This window comes from Leisingera sp. ANG-M6, from assembly GCF_000813905.1.
GTDB lineage: Bacteria > Pseudomonadota > Alphaproteobacteria > Rhodobacterales > Rhodobacteraceae > Leisingera.
This window is the reverse complement of sequence record NZ_JWLG01000017.1, coordinates 146,711-163,637: the sequence shown is the minus strand read 5'-3', so window position 1 is coordinate 163,637 and position 16,927 is coordinate 146,711. Positions and strand designations below refer to the sequence as shown.

The 16,927-nt window shown below is 63.3% G+C and carries 18 protein-coding genes; 9 read left to right on the top strand and 9 right to left on the bottom strand.

Translation table 11 applies throughout. From position 1 onward, the window contains the following. Positions 1-15: 15 nt before the first annotated feature. The 3 genes from RA24_RS15870 to dusB are packed head-to-tail and all read right to left on the bottom strand — an operon-like array spanning position 16 to position 3,446. Complete coding sequence (locus RA24_RS15870; RefSeq protein WP_039145809.1) at positions 16-1,380, bottom strand: sigma-54-dependent Fis family transcriptional regulator; 1,365 nt, start codon at positions 1,378-1,380, stop codon at positions 16-18. A gap of 3 nt (positions 1,381-1,383) precedes the next feature. Continuing rightward, complete coding sequence (locus RA24_RS15865; protein WP_019296218.1) at positions 1,384-2,463, bottom strand: two-component system sensor histidine kinase NtrB; 1,080 nt, start codon at positions 2,461-2,463, stop codon at positions 1,384-1,386. Then, entirely contained in the window at positions 2,460-3,446 is a 987-nt protein-coding gene (gene dusB, locus RA24_RS15860) for a tRNA dihydrouridine synthase DusB (RefSeq protein WP_039145804.1), read from the bottom strand. The genes RA24_RS15865 and dusB overlap by 4 nt, the downstream gene beginning before the upstream one ends. Positions 3,447-3,628: 182 nt before the next feature. Between dusB and RA24_RS15855 the strand changes: the two genes are divergently transcribed. The 4 genes from RA24_RS15855 (at position 3,629) to RA24_RS15840 (ending at position 7,083) form a co-directional block, all read left to right on the top strand. Next, positions 3,629-4,765 carry a bifunctional 2-C-methyl-D-erythritol 4-phosphate cytidylyltransferase/2-C-methyl-D-erythritol 2,4-cyclodiphosphate synthase gene (locus RA24_RS15855; protein ID WP_039193061.1) on the top strand — a complete coding sequence of 379 codons (1,137 nt, stop codon included), beginning with the start codon at positions 3,629-3,631 and terminating at the stop codon, positions 4,763-4,765. Next, positions 4,762-5,268, top strand: a complete 507-nt coding sequence (locus RA24_RS15850) for a phosphatidylglycerophosphatase A family protein (RefSeq protein WP_039145803.1) — start codon at positions 4,762-4,764, stop codon at positions 5,266-5,268. Before RA24_RS15855 ends, RA24_RS15850 begins: the two co-directional genes overlap by 4 nt. A 2-nt stretch (positions 5,269-5,270) precedes the next feature. Further along, the gene (locus RA24_RS15845) at positions 5,271-5,762 is read left to right on the top strand and encodes a CinA family protein (protein WP_039170985.1); all 492 of its coding nucleotides are present in this window, start codon (positions 5,271-5,273) and stop codon (positions 5,760-5,762) included. 139 nt (positions 5,763-5,901) lie between these two features. Beyond that, a complete protein-coding gene (locus RA24_RS15840) occupies positions 5,902-7,083 on the top strand; it encodes an ammonium transporter (RefSeq protein ID WP_039192813.1) in 1,182 nt (393 codons plus the stop codon). 85 nt (positions 7,084-7,168) lie between these two features. Here the strand turns inward: RA24_RS15840 and tmpT are convergent, their stop codons facing one another. Then, positions 7,169-7,810 (bottom strand): thiopurine S-methyltransferase, encoded by a 642-nt coding sequence (gene tmpT / locus RA24_RS15835; protein ID WP_039192810.1) that lies wholly within the window; start codon positions 7,808-7,810, stop codon positions 7,169-7,171. Between the two features lie 93 nt (positions 7,811-7,903). Then, a complete protein-coding gene (locus tag RA24_RS15830) occupies positions 7,904-8,350 on the bottom strand; it encodes a type II toxin-antitoxin system RatA family toxin (RefSeq protein ID WP_019296211.1) in 447 nt (148 codons plus the stop codon). Positions 8,351-8,424: 74 nt separating this feature from the next. Here RA24_RS15830 and hpt point away from each other — a divergent pair, with 74 nt between their 5' ends. Both hpt and RA24_RS15820 read left to right on the top strand, forming a co-directional pair. Then, positions 8,425-8,970, top strand: a complete 546-nt coding sequence (gene hpt / locus RA24_RS15825) for a hypoxanthine phosphoribosyltransferase (protein WP_019296210.1) — start codon at positions 8,425-8,427, stop codon at positions 8,968-8,970. Between the two features lie 245 nt (positions 8,971-9,215). Then, positions 9,216-9,596 (top strand): hypothetical protein, encoded by a 381-nt coding sequence (locus tag RA24_RS15820; protein WP_039192807.1) that lies wholly within the window; start codon positions 9,216-9,218, stop codon positions 9,594-9,596. 3 nt (positions 9,597-9,599) lie between these two features. Here RA24_RS15820 and RA24_RS15815 read toward each other — a convergent pair whose 3' ends face one another. Beyond that, positions 9,600-10,742, bottom strand: a complete 1,143-nt coding sequence (locus RA24_RS15815) for an amidohydrolase (RefSeq protein WP_039192804.1) — start codon at positions 10,740-10,742, stop codon at positions 9,600-9,602. Continuing rightward, entirely contained in the window at positions 10,739-11,692 is a 954-nt protein-coding gene (gene lipA / locus RA24_RS15810) for a lipoyl synthase (RefSeq protein WP_039146484.1), read from the bottom strand. Before lipA ends, RA24_RS15815 begins: the two co-directional genes overlap by 4 nt. A gap of 207 nt (positions 11,693-11,899) precedes the next feature. On the opposite strand from lipA, the gene RA24_RS15805 reads away from it, so the two are divergent. Then, entirely contained in the window at positions 11,900-12,814 is a 915-nt protein-coding gene (locus RA24_RS15805; RefSeq protein ID WP_019296206.1) for a hypothetical protein, read from the top strand. Positions 12,815-12,988: 174 nt separating this feature from the next. Next, complete coding sequence (locus tag RA24_RS15800; RefSeq protein WP_039145788.1) at positions 12,989-13,537, top strand: peroxiredoxin; 549 nt, start codon at positions 12,989-12,991, stop codon at positions 13,535-13,537. 72 nt (positions 13,538-13,609) lie between these two features. Here the strand turns inward: RA24_RS15800 and RA24_RS15795 are convergent, their stop codons facing one another. Continuing rightward, entirely contained in the window at positions 13,610-14,683 is a 1,074-nt protein-coding gene (locus RA24_RS15795; RefSeq protein WP_019296204.1) for a DUF6456 domain-containing protein, read from the bottom strand. A gap of 232 nt (positions 14,684-14,915) precedes the next feature. Here RA24_RS15795 and RA24_RS15790 point away from each other — a divergent pair, with 232 nt between their 5' ends. After that, positions 14,916-15,266, top strand: coding sequence for a DUF6477 family protein (locus tag RA24_RS15790; protein ID WP_039192800.1), 351 nt, complete (start codon positions 14,916-14,918; stop codon positions 15,264-15,266). Between the two features lie 15 nt (positions 15,267-15,281). On the opposite strand, the gene RA24_RS15785 is transcribed toward RA24_RS15790, so the two are convergent. Continuing rightward, positions 15,282-16,829 carry a trimethylamine methyltransferase family protein gene (locus tag RA24_RS15785; RefSeq protein WP_039192798.1) on the bottom strand — a complete coding sequence of 516 codons (1,548 nt, stop codon included), beginning with the start codon at positions 16,827-16,829 and terminating at the stop codon, positions 15,282-15,284. Positions 16,830-16,927 lie beyond the last annotated feature (98 nt).

Below are 16,927 nucleotides of genomic sequence, written 5' to 3'. Positions count from 1 at the left end.
ATTTCTGTGGCGATATTACATCAGTTTGCGGCGGCGTGTCACCTCAATATCCAGATCGGTAATCTTCTTACGCAGGGTATTCCGGTTGATCCCCAGCAAATCCGCGCATTTTGCCTGGTTTCCACCAGTCGCCGCCAGAGCAATTTCGATCAGCGGCGTCTCCACCTCGCGCAGCAGTCGCATATACAATCCCGGCGGCGGCAGCATATCGCCATGCAGGTCAAAATACCTCTGCAAGTGGCGGCCCACTGCTTCCGACAGCTTCTCATTTGTAAACCCTGCCGCTTCCGGCTGCGGTCCGGCTTGCGGCCCAAGCACCGCCTCGGCATCCGCCTTGGTGATTTCTTCGCTGCGCGAAGTCAGCGCCAGGCGGCGGACAGTGTTTTCAAGCTGCCGCACATTGCCGGGCCAGGAGAACCGGCGCAGCACCTCGCGCGCAGCTTCGCTCAGCACCCGGTGCGGCGCGCCTTCGTTTTCAGCCTTGATCAGGAAATGCTCCGCCAGCAGCGGAATATCCTCGACCCGTTCCCGCAGCGCCGGCACATGCAGTTCCGAGCCGCAGATCCGGTAGTAGAGATCCTGACGCAACCCGCCGCCTTCCATCGCCGCGCCCAGATCCTTCTGACTGGAGGCAATGAACCGCGGCGCGTGATCGCCCGGCACATCCATCATCCGCACCAGCCGCGCCTGTGCCTCTTCCGGCAGGTCGGCCAGTTCATCAATCACCAGTGTGCCGCCCTTCACTTGCGCCAGCAGCCGCGACGGGCCTTCCAGCGCGATCAGATCCGCCGCATCCGCGTGCACAAAGGGCAAGGTGCGGCGGTCCGAAAAATCATGAATTGCCTGCGCAATCAGCGACTTGCCGGTGCCGCTTTCACCGGTGATCAAGAGCGGCAGATCGGTGTTCATCACCCGTGCAATGAGCCGGTACAGCGCCTGCATTACCTCGCTGCGGCCAATCAGCGGCAGCTCCTCGGGGCGTTCCGCTGTATCCGGACGCGCAGCAGGCGCCACCCGCTTGGCCGCCAGCGCCTTGGCGGTGCGCTTCATCAGTTCCGGCAGGTCAAAGGGCTTGGGCAGGTAATCATAGGCCTCCGCCTCCTCCGCCTTGATCGCTGTCATGATGGTGTTCTGCGCCGAGATCACGATCACTGGCAGCCCGGGCCTGTCCGCCTGGATCTTGGGAAGCATCTCCAGCCCGTTCCCGTCCGGCATCATCACATCGGAGATGACGACATCGCCCTTGCCCTCTCCCACCCAGCGCATCAGCGTCGTCAGTGAAGAGGTCGCATGCACCTTGCAGCCCGCGCGCGTCAGCGCCTGGGTCAGAACGGTGCGGATGGTGCGGTCGTCATCAGCGACCAGAACGGTGCCGTCCATGGATCAGCTCTCCTGCGGTTTGGCGTCACGCGGCACGCGCGACAGCGACAGCCGGAACACCGTGCGCCCGGGAACCGAGCTTACGGAAATCCAGCCATTATGCTCCGAGACGATCTTGCTCACCAAAGCAAGGCCGAGCCCGGTGCCGTTCTCCCGGCCCGAAACAAACGGGTCGAAAATATCGTCCTTGATCTTGTCCGGCAGCCCCGGCCCGTCATCGGTGATCTCGATCTGAAGGGGCAGCAGCTTGCCGGTCCCGTCACTGCGGCGCAGCCGGAAGGAATGTTCATAGAAAGTACGTATCTGAATATTTCCGCCTTTTGGATCAGCAGCTTCCGAGGCATTCCTCAACAAATTCAGCACCACCTGCAGCAGCTGGTCCGCATCGCCCCAGGCCATCGGAAGCGAGGGATCGTAGCTCTCGGTGATGGTCATATGGGCACCAAAACCCAAGAGCGCAGACCGCCGCGCGCGGTCCAGAACATCATGCAGGTTCACCGGCTGGAACGCCGGTTCAGTCAGGTTGCCAAACTGCTCCACCTGCTCCAGCAGTTTCACGATGCGGCGGCTTTCGCTGACGATCAGGTCGGTCAGCTCCAGGTCCTCCGGTCCCAGCCCCATGCTCAGAAGCTGCGCTGCGCCGGTGATGCCCGCCAGCGGGTTCTTGATCTCATGCGCCAGCATTTCTGCCATACCGATGGCAGAGGCAGCCGCGGATTTGGCGGAATGGGTCTGGGTCATCCGCCCGGCCAGCTCTCGCGGGGTGACCATCAGCAGCATCACCCCCTCCTGCCCCTGCAACGGCGCGATCTGCACCCCGCATTGCAGCGGCGCCCGGCTGCCGGAGCCGACGTCGATATCGTTCACAAACAGCGGTGTGCTCTGCACCCGGGCCCGGGCAAAGGCCTCCTCGATCGGCGCGTCGATGGCCAGCGTGTCCCACACCGGCTGCCCCAGCAGCGCCTTGCGCGAGGTGTTGAGGAACCCTTCGCCGGCGGCGTTCACATCTGCAATCTTGTCCCAAGCGTCGATCAGAAACGCCGGCACCGGCAAAGAGGCCCAGAGAGCTGCGCTGTCCATCATGCGGCGGCCTCCGGTCTTTCGGCGCTCAGCGCCTCCGGCAGCAGCGCCAGAACTTCTTCCGGGTTCTTCTCCGTCAGCACCGCCCTGCGCATGGCGGGGGTGGTTCCGGCCTCATCCATGTACCAGCCCAGGTGCTTGCGTGCGACACGGACGCCAAGATCCTGCCCGTAGAAATCCAGCATTGCCCGGTAATGCTCTGAAACCATTTGAATAAACGCATCTCCTTGCGGAATCTCCGGCGCCGGTGTGCCCCACAGGTGATGCGCCACGTCTGCCAGCAGCCAAGGCTTTCCTTCGGCCCCGCGCCCGATCATCACGCCATCTGCGCCAGAAAGCTCCAGCGCCTGCCGGGCAGAGGCGGTATCAACGATGTCGCCATTTGCCAGCAGCGGCACAGTCACCGCGTCCTTGACGCCCCGGATCGCCGCCCAATCGGCAGAGCCCTTGTAGAACTGGCAGCGGGTGCGGCCGTGGATCGTCACCATCTGCACCCCCGCCTCGCAGGCGCGGCGCGCCACATCCGGCGCGTTCAGGCAGTTGTCGTCCCAACCCAGCCGGGTCTTCAGCGTCACCGGCACGTCGACGGCGCCGACCACCGCCTCGATCAGCTTCAGCGCATGGTCCGGCGTCTTCAGCAGGGCAGAGCCGGAATAGCCGTTGGTCACCTTCTTGGCCGGGCAGCCCATGTTGATGTCGATGATCCGCGCGCCCTGCCCGGCGACCTGTTTCGCCGCCTCGGCAATCCAGTACTCGTCCCGCCCGGCCAACTGCACCGCGGTGTTCTCCACATCCGCGCTCAGCTCAGCCCGCTCGCGCACGCCGGGCTTGGCCTGAACCATCTCCTGGCTTGCCACCATCTCGCTCACCATCAGCCCAACGCCGAAGGAGCGGACAAGATCCCGGAACGGCCGGTCGGTGATTCCCGCCATCGGCGCCAAGGCGATGGGCGGGGACATGGAGGTGGTTCCAAGCGTGAAGGACAATTGCCTAATCCTTGTGCAACTGAGAGGTTTTTACCCGAAGCTTCTGCTATGCAGCAATGAATTGCGCCTCTGCAAGCCGCTCTCGATCTTCATTTGCCTATTTTTTAATCACATTCCGCCGGGTGATTGCCACTTCCCGCGCCACCTCATAAACAATGCGGGACCTACCGGACGAGGACCGCATGACCACAGCCGCCCTGATCGTCGCCGCCGGCCGCGGCACCCGCGCAGGCGGCGGCACGCCCAAGCAATGGCGCCCGCTGAAGGGCCGCCGGGTGATCGACTGGACCCTCGAAGCCTTTGCGAATGCGGGCGTGGACCTGATCGCACTGGTCCTTTCCCCGGACGACACCGCCGCCTGGGAAGAATTCTCCGGCCGCTCCGGCCTGATCCTCGCTGAAGGCGGCGCAGAGCGGGCCGCCTCTGTCCTGAACGGGCTGAAGGCACTCAAGCCGCATGGTGTAGACAAGGTGCTGATCCATGACGCGGCACGGCCTTGTGTCAGCCCCGCCTTGATCAACAGCATTCTCAATGCCTTGGACGAAACACCTGCTGCAGCCCCGGCGCTGGCGGTAACGGACGCGCTGTGGACCGGGGCAGACGGCACCGTCACCGGCACCCAGGACCGCAATGGCCTGTTTGCCGCGCAGACGCCCCAGGGTTTCCGGTTTCAGGACATTCTGGCGGCACATCTTGCCCACCCCGGCGGAGCCGCCGATGATGTCGAGGTGGCACGCGCTGCCGGGCTTGACGTCCGCATTATCCCGGGGGAGCCGGACAATATCAAAATCACCCGCCCCGAGGACTTCACCCGGGCGGAGCGTATTCTGGGAGCAGACATGGATATCAGGCTTGGCAACGGCTACGACGTGCACCGCTTTGGCCCCGGCGACAGCGTGATCCTGTGCGGGGTGGAAATCCCGCATGAGAAAACCCTGCAGGGCCACTCTGACGCCGATGTTGGTATGCACGCCGTCACTGACGCCATCTATGGCGCGCTGGCGCAGGGCGACATCGGCCAGCACTTCCCGCCCTCGGACCCGCAGTGGAAAGGCGCGGCCAGCGAGATTTTCCTGCGCCACGCCGCCAATCTGGCGCGCGAGATGGGGTTCACCCTGTCGAACGTCGATTGCACCCTGGTCTGCGAATACCCCAAGGTTGGCCCCCACGCCGCCAAAATGCGTGCGGTGATGGCTGAGATCCTGGGCATTGATGCAGACCGTGTGTCAATCAAGGCCACCACGTCGGAACGCCTGGGCTTCACCGGCCGTGGCGAGGGGATTGCCGCCATCGCCACCGCAGCACTGGTGAAACCATGAAGAGACAACGCCTGGCCTTCCTGATCGGCACTGTCGGCGGCATCGGCTACCTGCGTCCGGCCCCCGGCACCTGGGGCTCGCTTGCCGCCCTGCCCATGGCTTATGTGCTGCATCAGCTTGGCGGGTTCCTGCTGCTGGCGCTGGCGACCGTGATCTGCATGGTGGTGGGCGTCTGGGCGGCGGAAGCGATGACCCGCAACCGCGAGAACATGGACCCCTCGGAATTTGTCCTGGACGAGGTCGCTGGCCAGTTCACCGCGCTCTGGGCGGTGTCCTACCCGGCCTGGGCACATGATATCGAGATCACCGCGCTGTGGCCGGGCTGGATCGCCGCCTTTGTGCTGTTCCGCCTGTTCGACATCCTGAAACCCGGCCCCGTCGGCTGGGCCGACCGGCAGAAGGGCGCAACCGGTGTGATGATGGACGACATCATCGCGGGCATCCTGGCCGCCATCTGCGTGGCTGCGCTCGCCTTCCTGTCGCACGGCGTCTTGGGGATGTGACCATGGACGCGGATGAGCTGATCAGACGCGCAACCGCCGCAGGCATCACCATCGCCACGGCCGAAAGCTGCACCGGCGGCATGATTGCCGCGGCGCTGACGGATATCCCGGGCTCCTCCGCCGTGGTCGACCGCGGCTTTGTCACCTATTCCAACGCCGCCAAGATGCAGATGCTGGGGGTGAAGGCAGAAACTCTGGACGCCGTGGGCGCGGTCAGCGAGGAGGTCGCCGCGGAAATGGCGGCAGGCGCGGTGCGGAACGCTGGCGTCACCCTGGCCGTCTCCGTCACCGGCATCGCAGGCCCCGGCGGCTCAGAATTCAAGCCAGAGGGCCGCGTCTGCTTTGGCCTGGCCCGCGCAGGCCAGACTGCCACAACAGAAATCGTGGAATTCGGCGCCATCGGCCGCGCCAATGTTCGCGCCGCCACCCGTGACCACGCGCTGGAGCTGCTGGCGCAGGCCGTTTCCCAAATCGAACGCGAAACGGGCAGCTGACCCGCAACGGCGCTCAATTTTTCAGCACTTGCAAAAAAGCCCCGTTTTTGTGCGCCTCCCGCACCCCTGCCGCTTTTTTCTGCGCGCAACCTGCGCTTTCTCCTGACCTCACCGGTTTTTGAGGGGAAGGAACAATCGGATGAACGGAGCGGATACCGCATGGATCATAGTGGCCACGGCCCTGGTCCTCTTCATGACACTGCCAGGGCTGGCCCTGTTTTACGGCGGCCTGGTGCGTGCCCGCAATGTGCTCAGCGTCTTCATGCATTGCTACGCCATTGCCTGTTTGATGAGCGTTCTGTGGCTGGCCTTCGGCTACACCATTGCCTTCGGAAGCGGCACCTCCGGTATCTGGGGCGGTCTGGACAAGATGTTCCTGAACGGCATCACCGCTGACAGCCTGTCCGGCACCCTGCCCGAGGTTCTGTTCTTTGCCTTCCAGATGACATTCGCCATCATCACGCCTGCTCTGATAGTCGGCGCCTATGTGGAGCGTGTGGGATTTGGCTTTGTGCTGGTGTTCTCCGGCCTCTGGATGCTCTTGTGCTATGCGCCGGTGGTGCACTGGATTTGGGGCGGCGGTTTCCTAGCGGATGGCGGCATCTTTGGCGACGTGGGCGTCAAGGACTTTGCCGGCGGCATCGTGGTGCATGAGACCGCAGGCCTCGCAGCCTTGATCATCGCCTTCTTCCTGGGCCCGCGCAAAAACCGCACCATCCCGCCGCATAACCCCGGCTATGTGATGATCGGCGCCGCAATGCTGTGGGTCGGCTGGTTCGGCTTCAACGGCGGCTCCCAGCTGGCCGCAGACGGCGGCGCGGCAATGGCACTGACCGTGACCCATATCTCCGCTGCCACCGCGTCGCTCAGCTGGGCGCTGTGGGAAAAGATCAAATACGGCAAGGCCTCCCTTGTGGGCCTGGTCACTGGCACCATTGCAGGCCTCGCCTCGATCACCCCGGCGTCAGGCTTTGTCGGCCCGATGGAAGCGCTGATCATCGGTGCCATTGCCGGCGTGCTGTGCCAGGAGATGGTCAACCTGGTGCGCAACAAAATGCAGATCGACGACACCCTGGATGTCTTTGCCGTGCACGGCGTCGGCGGCATCTTCGGCACCCTTATGATCGCCGTCTTCGGCGCTGGCGCCTGGGCCGCGCAGCTGGGTGCGCTGGTGATCGTCGGCATCTTCACCGTGGTGGTAACCATCGCGCTGGTGAAGATCTCCGCTTTGATCACATCCCTGCGCGTGGATCTTGAAAGCGAGACCAATGGCCTCGATCTTTCTGTACACGGTGAGCGCGCATACGACATGAACAGCTGACCCCGGCTATGACGGATGCCACCACTCACGGCAGACGGTGCCATTTCGCACCGGACGGGTCCCCTTGGGGGACCCGTTTTCTGTTTCAGGAGAAGGGAGTTAGCAGCCAGGCCTGTTCCAGCGCATTGCAGCGTTCGCCGATCCGGCCGTCCGCGGCGCGTTCCTCGATCAGACTGATTTCATGGCTGCCCTGATAGAGCGCCTCTACCACTGATCCCGGCACCGAAAACGGCGGCCCGTCCATCAGGGATTGATCGTAGTCGAACCCGATCAGCAGTTGTTTCGCGGTGCCGGTGATCCGGTTCAAATGCGCCGCATAGGCCTGCCGGTCCTCTGGTTTCACCGCGACCAGCGCCGCCCGGTCATAGACCGCGTCAACCGCGCCAAGATGTGCCGGGGCAAGGGCAAAGAAATCACCTGCGTAAAGGGCCAGCTCGCCTGACTGATAGCGGATTAGCCCTTCTGCTTGGGAGACGTCCGGTGTCAGCCCCAGCCGGGCAAAGACCTCCTCCACCGCGCCTTGATTGAACTCCACACCGGTCACACGCAGTCCCAGTGACAGCAGCCAGTCCAGGTCCAGCGCCTTGCCGCAAAGAGGGAGGAACACGCTTTGGCCGGCCGAAATCCCGAGCCGGGAAAAATGCTTGATCAGCAATGAGTTCGGCGCCGCTTCGTGAAAGCCGATGCGGTTCTCGCGCCAGCGCGCCTGCCAGAATTCCTGTTCCATTGCAGCTTCCCTTTCAGCTGGAAGTATCATTTCCAAAAAGTGATACGACTTGAAGCGCGCTTGAGGTCAACAGCTATCTCGCGCGGCAGTGCCTCAGCTGTACAGCTCCGCAGCGCGGCGTTCGAACGCGCGCACGATGCGCTGCATCGCCTCGTTGAAGACAACGCCGATGATGCCCTGCAGAACCGCATTCTTGAATTCGAAATCGACGAAGAAGTCGACGTCGCAGCTGCCATCCTCGCGCGGGGTGAAAATCCAGTGGGATTTCATGTAGCGGAACGGGCCATCCAGATACTCAGTATCGATTTTTCTCTCGCCCGGATAAAGGGTTACCCGGCTGCCGAACCGTTCGCGGAAGACCTTGAAGGAGATCACCAGATCCGCCTCCATCACCTCCGCCTCGCCCATCGGCGCGCGGCTGCGGATACGGGCCGCGGCGCACCAGGGCAGGAATTTCGGGTACTGCGCGACATCGGCCACCAGATCGTACATCTGCTGTGCCGAATAGGGCATCTGGCGGGTTTCCGAGTGTGTGGGCATCTGTCCGCTGATTTTCTGCTACAATTACCGGGCGTGATGTCCTATGTACGCGCGGGAAATTCAAGGGGGCAGCCATGACACAGCGTCCATATGTCATTGATGTGATGATCTCGGCCAAGGCAATCGCCGCGCGGATCGAGGAGCTTTGCGAGGAAATCCAGAAGGAATTCGGCAATACCGACAAGCTGGTCGTGGTTGGCCTCTTGCGCGGCAGTTTCGTATTCATCGCCGATCTGGTGCGGGAGCTGGATCTGCCGATCGAGGTCGATTTCCTGGAGGCGTCCTCTTACGGCGACTCGATGGAAAGCAGCCGGGAAGTGCGTATTCTCAAGGACTTGCGCGGTGCCATTGAAGGGCGCGATGTGCTGGTCGTGGAAGATATCGTCGACACCGGTCACACGCTGAACCATGTCACCCACCTGCTGCAAAGCCGCAATCCGGCGCGGCTGAAATCCATTGCGCTCTTGGACAAGCCGTCGCGGCGCGAGGTGGATTTCCGCTCTGATTGGGTTGGCTTTGAAATCCCGGACGAATTTGTCGTCGGCTATGGCATCGACTATGCGCAGCGCAACCGGAACCTGCCGCATATCGGCAAAGTGCGGTTCACCGACGAGGGCTGAATCAGCCAAAACCCGGGGGTGACGTGCGTGCACCCCCTGTACACCGCCTGTGCACCCCCTGGTGCAGCCTGCGGCGGCGCTTGTGCAAAACTGCCACAAACCACGATAAACACAGCGCAATCGGGAACCGGCGGCCCTCCGCCGGTTCCGGCCTAGCGGGTGGCGCTTTCCGGCGCAGCGGATTTGCCTTTCGCCGCAACCTGCCTCATGTGATTTCCAAACGCAGCGATCACAGGAGATCCGCCATGCAGAAGTTTTTGACCGCAGCAGCGGCAGCCGCAATGACCCTGTCCCTTGTCCCCGCAGCCACCCACGCGGGGCCGCCGAAATGGGCGCCCGGCCACAGCAAGAGCGCTGCCCATTATGCGCCGGGCCAGGTCAAGAAACGGCACCACCGCAAGCACAGCCACGATCACGATCACGATCATGACCATGATCACGACCGGTACGATGGCCGCATTCGCGGTGACGACTGGGTCTATATTGACGACTACGGCCGCTGGGGGTTGAACCCGCCGCGTGAGGGGCACCGCTATGTGCGTCAGGGCGACAAGATCTTTGAGGTCGTCAAGGACACGCTTGCGATCATCGGCGCGGTGGCCGTCGTCAATGCGCTGACCCAGTAAGGATCAGCCCAGCAGGTTTCTGAGCGTGTGCAGAAAGATCCCGGCCCCGGCCGGGATTGCGGCGTCCGGGAAGTCGAAATCGGGGTTGTGCAGCTGCGGCTGCGCCTCGCCGGAGCCCAGCCAGAACATCGCGGCCTTTGCGTGCTTGCCGAACTGGCCGAAATCCTCGGACCAGCGCTGAGGATAATCCCGCATCTGCGCCGGATGGCCTGCCGCGGCGCAGGCGGCCTGCAACAGCTCCACCGCCTCCGGGTGGTTGGTGCAGGCGTCGAACACATCGTCGAATTCTATTGAGAACCCCAGCCGCTCCGCCGCGCAGACCTGTTCCGCCAGTGCCGTGGCCTCTGCAATCAGCTGATCCATTCGGATGTTTGTAACGGTGCGCAGAGTGGCCCAAACCTCGCCCTCGCCCGGGGCGATGCCAAAGGTGGCTTCACCCAGCTTGGCGTGGGTCAGGGTGACCAGAGCGAACTCCGGCCCCAGATCACCGCCGCTGCCCAAGGCGGCAAGGCCCGGCAGAAGCCTGGAGATGGCACCGGCAGGCGACACCCCGTCCTGCGGCGCGGCAGCGTGGGAGGTTTTACCGGTCAGTTTGATCCGCATTCCGCGTGACGCGCAGTTGGCAGCGCCCGAACACAAGGCCACCTGACCCACCGGCAAGCCCGGCAGGTTGTGCAGGGAAAAGGCATAATCCGGCGCGATCTGCGCGAAACCCGGATCGGCAATCACCGCCGCTGCGCCCTTGCCGGTTTCCTCGGCGGGCTGGAACAGCAGCACGGCGCGGCCCTTCGACGGGCGCTGTACCGCGAGATCCGCGGCCAGCGCCGCCACCATCGTCATATGGCCGTCATGACCGCACAGGTGGCCGCGGCCTGCGTGGGTGGAGCGGTAGGGCTGATCCGACAGCTCCTCGATCGGCAAGCCGTCCAGCTCGCAGCGGATCAGCACCGTGGGACCGTCCGCCCTGCCCTCATAGACCGCCGCAACACCGTGGCCGCCAAGCCCTGTCAGCAATTGGTCGGGCTGATGCTGGCGCAGGTAGCCCGCCACCATGGCTGCGGTCTTGTCCTCGGCGCCGGAGACCTCGGGGATCTGATGCAGAGCATGGCGCATCGTCGTCAGCTGCGCCAGACGCTCAGGCGTCATGCCAGGCCCAGCTTCTTGTTGCGGGCCTCGCGCAGGCGGGCGAAATCATCGCCTGCGTGGTAGGAGGAGCGGGTCAGCGGGGTGGCCGAGACCATCAGGAAGCCCTTGCCATAGGCGGCTTTCTCGTAGGATTTGAATTCCTCGGGCGTCACGAAACGGTCCACCGCGTGGTGTTTCGGCGTCGGCTGCAGATACTGGCCGATGGTCAGGAAATCGATGTCGGCGGCGCGCATGTCGTCCATCACCTGTTTTACCGCCTGTGCGTCCTCGCCCAAGCCGACCATGATGCCGGATTTGGTGAACATGGAGGGGTCCAGTTCCTTCACCCGCTGCAAGAGCCGCAGCGAGTGGAAATAGCGCGCGCCGGCGCGGACCTCAGGGTAGAGGCCCGGCACGGTCTCCAGATTGTGGTTGAAAACGTCGGGCCGCGCCTCGACGACCGTTTCCAGCACCGAGGGATCGCATTTCAGGAAATCCGGGGTGAGGATTTCAATGGTGGTGTTCGGGCTGCGGTGGCGCACCGCGCGGATGGTCTGGGCAAAATGCTCTGCCCCGCCGTCCTCGATATCGTCGCGGTCCACGGAGGTGATCACCACGTGGTTGAGACCCAGTTTTTCGACCGCATGGGCGACGCGGCCCGGCTCAAACGCATCCAGCGCCTCAGGCGGCTTGCCGGTGGCGATGTTGCAGAAGGAACAGGCGCGGGTGCAGACCTCGCCCATGATCATCATGGTTGCGTGGCCCTGGCTCCAGCATTCGCCGACATTGGGGCAGCCCGCTTCCTCGCAGACCGTGGTCAGCTTGTTGTCGCGCATGATCTTGTGGGTTTCGGCATAACCTTTGCCGCCCGGCGCCTTGACCCGGATCCAGCTTGGCTTTTTGGGCTGAGCATTGTCGGGACGATGCGCCTTTTCGGGGTGGCGCTGCTCCGGGATCTTGAGGTCTCTCACGTGGGTTTCCCTTCCGGCCTTTGGCTTTGTGAGCGGTTTAACACAGCTGATCTGGCTTGGCACGGTCATATCGTCAACCCTGCCTTGCCTCCTTGTCATGGCTCAAACTCCGAAAATGTGCCGTTTTTCTTTGCCAAAGCGGCGCAGCGGGACACATAATTCCACCAAGCATCAGGATTTCGCTGCAGATCATTCAGGGAGGGACGCATGGCCAAGGAACTGGAGAAATTCAAGGCAGAGCATAAGAAGCTGGCTGCCGGCACCAAGAAATTCACCACCGCAGAGGGCGACAAGCTGAAGAAGCGGATCGGGATTTCGCTGGGCAACGCCTGGGAGGGCGAGGATTATTTCCGCGAGAGCCTGGCCAAGGCGCGCAAGGACGGGGTGAAATCGGAGAAGCTGGCCGATTTCCAGAAGAACAAGCATTTCAAGGACGGGCTGGTCACCTGGAACAAGGCGGTGGACATCCATCAGGAGGAAGTCGGCGCGATGAAGGGGTTCTGCGCTGATGCCAAGGCGCATATGGCCAAGCAGCAGGCGCTCTTGAAGGACATCGAGAAGGACCTGAAGAAACGCGGCAAGTCCTCCGCCTCGAAGAAGGATATCGAGGCGCTGCAGGGCGAGCTTGAAAAGGAGATTGCCGCCGTCAAGAAGGCGTCTGAGTATGAGGGCAAGCTGAACGCGGCGCAGAAGCTGTACGGCGCGAATTTCCAGAAGACGGTCGACAAGATCCTGAAGGAAAAGGCGGAAGGCCATGACAAGAAGAAGGACGCAACCGAGCTGCCGCAGCTGTTGGTGGACCGCAACCTGAAGAAATACACCAACCGGGTCGGCGCGCTGGTCAAGGCGATCAATGCCCATTGCGTGACCGCCATCGACAAGGCGGGCGAGGATCTGAAAGCCGCAGCGCCCGAACTGAAAGAGGCGGCGGCGAAATACAAGGATCTGAAGAAGATCAACGACCAGTATCAGACCGCCAAGAAGAAGTTCCCGGGCGCCATTGAGGATTCCAAGGACAAGAAGAAGCTTTTGGCGACGCTCAAGAAGTTCAACGACCTGACCGCCGCTGCCGAACGCAAGATCCGCGGCACCACTGTCACCATCAAGAAGGCTGCGGCGTAACGTCCCTGCCAGGGGCGAAGATGCCGTATTTGCGAGATTTTCCGGCGCCGGACTGCTGCAAGTGCGGACAGGCGCAGGAAAGCTGTGCGCAAATCACCGGGACGTGTTGATGCCAGCTTAGAATCATTTTAAGCCTGCCCGCCGAATGAAATCCGCAATCAGGAGCAAGCTGAGATGAAAGCTGGCGTTAAGCTGCCCGACGTGACCTTCCACACCCGTGTCCGCGACGAAGCGATCGAGGGCCCGAACCCGTTCCGCTGGGAAGACAAGACCACCGCTGACTACTTTGCAGGCAAGCGCGTTGTGCTGTTCTCGCTGCCGGGCGCCTTCACCCCCACCTGCTCCACCTACCAGCTGCCGGGCTTTGAAAAAGGCTTTGGTGACTTCCAGGCCGAGGGCATCGACGCGATCTACTGCATGTCCGTGAACGACAGCTTTGTGATGAACGCCTGGGCACGCGCGCAGGAGCTGGAAAACGTGGAAGTGATCCCGGACGGCTCCGGTGAGTTCACCCGCAAGATGGGCATGCTGGTCGCCAAGGACAACCTGGGCTTCGGCAACCGCTCCTGGCGCTATGCGGCCATCGTCAACAACGGCGTTGTTGAGGCATGGTTCGAAGAGCCGGGCCTGTCCGACAACCACGGCGAAGACCCCTATGGCGTGTCCTCCCCGGAGACCGTGCTGAAGCACCTGAAAGACGCCAAGGCAGAAGTCGCAGCCTAAGCTGCACTGCCCGATCTGGCATTCGAACGGGTCCGCGCTGCGGGCCCGTTTTCGTTTGAGGCATCGTGCGCCTCAACCGATCATCTCTTCCTGCTGCGGGCTGGCCTCGCCGTAGTAATCGGCCAGGTGCTGCAGGGCGATGCGCAGCACCACCTTGCCTGACCGCGCAGGCCAGCCCAGATTGCGCTCTGCGGTTTCCAGCCCCTCAAGGTGGCAACAGCAGCGCAGGGCGATGTCGCTGAGGCCGGCCCCGAGCTTCTGCAGCGCCCCAGTCATCCGCTGGTGGGCTTCTGCCGCCGCCTGGTGGCTGGTGCTGCGCATCGGGTGGGTGCCCTGGGCGAAATACAGCTCCTCCTGCATCAGGTGGCTGCTGATCTGCGCCAGTTCGAAATCCTCGCGCAGACGCCGCCCGGCCCGCACCATCGGCTGGGTCAGGAAGGACTTGCCGTCCTTGTCCGACAGCCGGGACAGCATTTCCAGCGGGGTTTCGGCGCCGCTGTAACGGGATTTGCGGCCCAGTCCGCCGCCCTCGCCCGCGTCCGGCGCCCCAAACGGTGTCTGCGCTTCGGCAAAGCCGCCCTCCAACCGGGCGCGGGCGCGGTTTTCCTGATCGGCGATGATCCGGTTCAATGCGGTGCGCCCGCCCGCGGTGATGGAATAGCGGCTGATCCGGCCCCGGCGGGAGCAGGCGATCCAGCCGGTCAGCGCCAGCGCCCCTGCCAAGGGCCGCGACACTGCCACCTTATGCCCGTCAGCCTCCTGGCCTTCGCGCACCACAACGGCCATTTCCATGCCTTCTGCTGCGGCCAGAACTGCGCCGCCGCGGCTGAGCAGGGTCAGCACGCTGGCCGCTTCCCGCTCAAACCCCGACCGCAGGCTGCGGCTTGCGGCGGAGGGCTTTTCCTCCTGCCGCGGTTTCGCTGCTTCGGACCGGTAGCGCCCGGCCAGATAGGTCAGCACCTCGTCAATCAGCGGATCGTCCCGCAGGACCTCTACCCGGCGGACCTGGCGCAGGATGGTGGATGGATGGCAGCCCGCCTTGCGGGCCAGCTGGCGGATCGGGCGGCCAGCCTCGGTGTGCTGAAGGTAGCGGCAAGTTTCCAGCGGCACCCAGCCAGGAAAGGGTGCCTGTGTCATGTTTTGCATTCGTAACCCCCGGTCGTGAGCCAGGCTGCCGGGCCAGCCGCACTCAAAGGTGCCTGCGGCATGTCCCATTTCGCCCGGCTGGATTTGGACAAAAGCGCGGATCGGACATCATTGTTTCCAGAAAAACCATAATCATCACAAAACGGACCGTTCGCCGGTCGCCCCCTTTCCGCAACACCACCTAGGGTTGTGTTATAGCAGAGCCAGATCAGAGATAGGAAAGGAGACGATCATGCAGGATGTTTTCAGCCGCGTTTCGTTGCTCCGGCGCCCGAGGATCCTGGCACGGGCCGCCCGGTTAGGCGCCCGGAATTATTGCCGCAAGCGCGACCTGCGCCGCATACTGGGATATGGAGATGTGCCCAAGCCTGCTGCCGCCGTGATGCGGCTGCTGGAACTGGAGGAGGCGCTAAACGCAGAACGCAAGATGGGCGAGGCCGGCTATTCGATGATCCGCCACGTGGATGTACTGATCGCACTGGCCGGTGAGGCAGCGTGTTTGAAGGCACGTGCGAAAACAAGAACGGCGGCCCCGCGGGACCGCCGTTTTGCTGCGGCAGAGGGTGCTGCCCCCTGCCCCTGATCTTCAGGCTCGCGCTTACATGAAGGCGTCGGGCATGGAGGCCTTCTTCTCGGCCACATACTCGTCCAGCGCCATCTTGATCGACGGATCGAGTGCGGGCTGCTCGTAAGTTGCCAGCAGCTTCTCAACCCGGCTTTCGGCCAGCGCGTAGGTGTCGCGCGCGCCTTCTTCTTCCCACTGCTCGAACGGCTTGTAGTCGAGCACTTCGGATTTCCAGAAGGCCGATTTGAAGTTGGCCTGGGTGTGGGCGCAGCCGAGGTAATGGCCGCCGGGGCCGACTTCGCGGATGGCTTCCATCGCCTGGCCGTTCTCGTCCACCGGGACGCCCTTGGCGAGGCCGTGCAGGGTGCCCAGCTGGTCCGCGTCCATCACGAACTTCTCGAAGTCGGCAACCAGGCCGCCCTCGAGCCAGCCGCAGGAGTGAAGCATGAAGTTCACGCCGGACATCAGGCCCATGTTGAGCGAGTTGGCGGTTTCATAAGCCGCCTGCGCATCCGGCAGCTTGGAGCCGCAGAAGGAGCCGGCCGAACGGAACGGCACGCCCAGGCGGCGGGCCAGCTGGCCTGCGCCATAGGTGACCAGCGATGCTTCGGGGGTGCCGAAGGTCGGAGCGCCGGAGTTCATGTCGATCGAGGACACGAAGGCGCCGAAGATCGCAGGCGCGCCGGGGCGGCACAGCTGGTTGTAGGCGATACCGGCCAGAACCTCTGCCAGCACCTGGGTCAGGGTGCCTGCCACCGACACCGGCGCCATGGCACCGCCGACGATGAACGGCGAGATGATGCAGGCCTGGTTGTTCTGGGCGTAGACTTCCAGCGAGCCCATCATCACGTCGTCGAAGGTCATCGGCGAGTTGATGTTGGTCAGCGAGGTCATCACGGTGTTGTTCTGCACGAATTCCTTGCCGAACAGGATGCCGGCCATATCGACGGAGTCCTGGGCGCGGCTGGGTTCGGTGACGGAGCCCATGAACGGTTTGTCGCTGAGGGTCATATGCGCCATCAGCATGTCCAGGTGGCGCTTGTTCACCGGGATGTCGGTGGGTTCGCAGACGGTGCCGCCGGAGTGGTGCAGCCACTTGGACATATAGGCCAGCTTCACGAACTTGTTGAAGTCGTCCATGGTCGCATAGCGGCGGCCGCCGCTGCGGGTGCGCACGAAGGGCGGGCCATAGACCGGAGCCAGAACCAGGTTGCGGCCGCCGATGACCACCGATTTCTCGGGGTTGCGGGCGTGCTGGGTGAATTCCGCAGGTGCGGTTTCGCACAGCTTGCGGGCCAGGCCGCGGGGGATGCGCACGCGCTCGCCCTGGACATCGGCGCCAGCCTCGCGCCAGCGCTGCAGCGCCGCCGGGTTGTCAACGAAATTGACGCCGACCTCTTCCAGGATCGTGTCCGCGTTGTACTCGATGATCTCCAGCGCTTCCTCGTTCAGGATCTCGAAGTTCGGAATGTTGCGCTCGATGTACTTGGCGGTTTCGATCTTGACGCTGGTGCGCTCGGCGCGGCGGGCGGCGCCGCCGCCGGAACCGCGGGCACGACGGCGCGGGGCTGCTTCTGTCATGGTTTATCCTCACCACAGGCATTTCATTGCGAAGGGTATTATAGCCCTCGCGCGCGCCGCCGCCGCAGGATTGCGGCCATTCAAGTTGAAAAGCGACA

Excerpts from the sequence above, each read along its gene's own strand:
- RA24_RS15870 (WP_039145809.1), bottom strand. The coding sequence starts at position 1,380 with ATGGACGGCACCGTTCTGGTCGCTGATGACGACCGCACCATCCGCACC.
- RA24_RS15865 (WP_019296218.1), bottom strand. The coding sequence starts at position 2,463 with ATGATGGACAGCGCAGCTCTCTGGGCCTCTTTGCCGGTGCCGGCGTTT.
- RA24_RS15855 (WP_039193061.1), top strand. The coding sequence starts at position 3,629 with ATGACCACAGCCGCCCTGATCGTCGCCGCCGGCCGCGGCACCCGCGCA.
- RA24_RS15850 (WP_039145803.1), top strand. The coding sequence starts at position 4,762 with ATGAAGAGACAACGCCTGGCCTTCCTGATCGGCACTGTCGGCGGCATC.
- RA24_RS15845 (WP_039170985.1), top strand. The coding sequence starts at position 5,271 with ATGGACGCGGATGAGCTGATCAGACGCGCAACCGCCGCAGGCATCACC.
- RA24_RS15840 (WP_039192813.1), top strand. The coding sequence starts at position 5,902 with ATGAACGGAGCGGATACCGCATGGATCATAGTGGCCACGGCCCTGGTC.
- tmpT (WP_039192810.1), bottom strand. The coding sequence starts at position 7,810 with ATGGAACAGGAATTCTGGCAGGCGCGCTGGCGCGAGAACCGCATCGGC.
- RA24_RS15830 (WP_019296211.1), bottom strand. The coding sequence starts at position 8,350 with ATGCCCACACACTCGGAAACCCGCCAGATGCCCTATTCGGCACAGCAG.
- hpt (WP_019296210.1), top strand. The coding sequence starts at position 8,425 with ATGACACAGCGTCCATATGTCATTGATGTGATGATCTCGGCCAAGGCA.
- RA24_RS15820 (WP_039192807.1), top strand. The coding sequence starts at position 9,216 with ATGCAGAAGTTTTTGACCGCAGCAGCGGCAGCCGCAATGACCCTGTCC.
- RA24_RS15815 (WP_039192804.1), bottom strand. The coding sequence starts at position 10,742 with ATGACGCCTGAGCGTCTGGCGCAGCTGACGACGATGCGCCATGCTCTG.
- RA24_RS15805 (WP_019296206.1), top strand. The coding sequence starts at position 11,900 with ATGGCCAAGGAACTGGAGAAATTCAAGGCAGAGCATAAGAAGCTGGCT.
- RA24_RS15800 (WP_039145788.1), top strand. The coding sequence starts at position 12,989 with ATGAAAGCTGGCGTTAAGCTGCCCGACGTGACCTTCCACACCCGTGTC.
- RA24_RS15795 (WP_019296204.1), bottom strand. The coding sequence starts at position 14,683 with ATGCAAAACATGACACAGGCACCCTTTCCTGGCTGGGTGCCGCTGGAA.
- RA24_RS15790 (WP_039192800.1), top strand. The coding sequence starts at position 14,916 with ATGCAGGATGTTTTCAGCCGCGTTTCGTTGCTCCGGCGCCCGAGGATC.
- RA24_RS15785 (WP_039192798.1), bottom strand. The coding sequence starts at position 16,829 with ATGACAGAAGCAGCCCCGCGCCGTCGTGCCCGCGGTTCCGGCGGCGGC.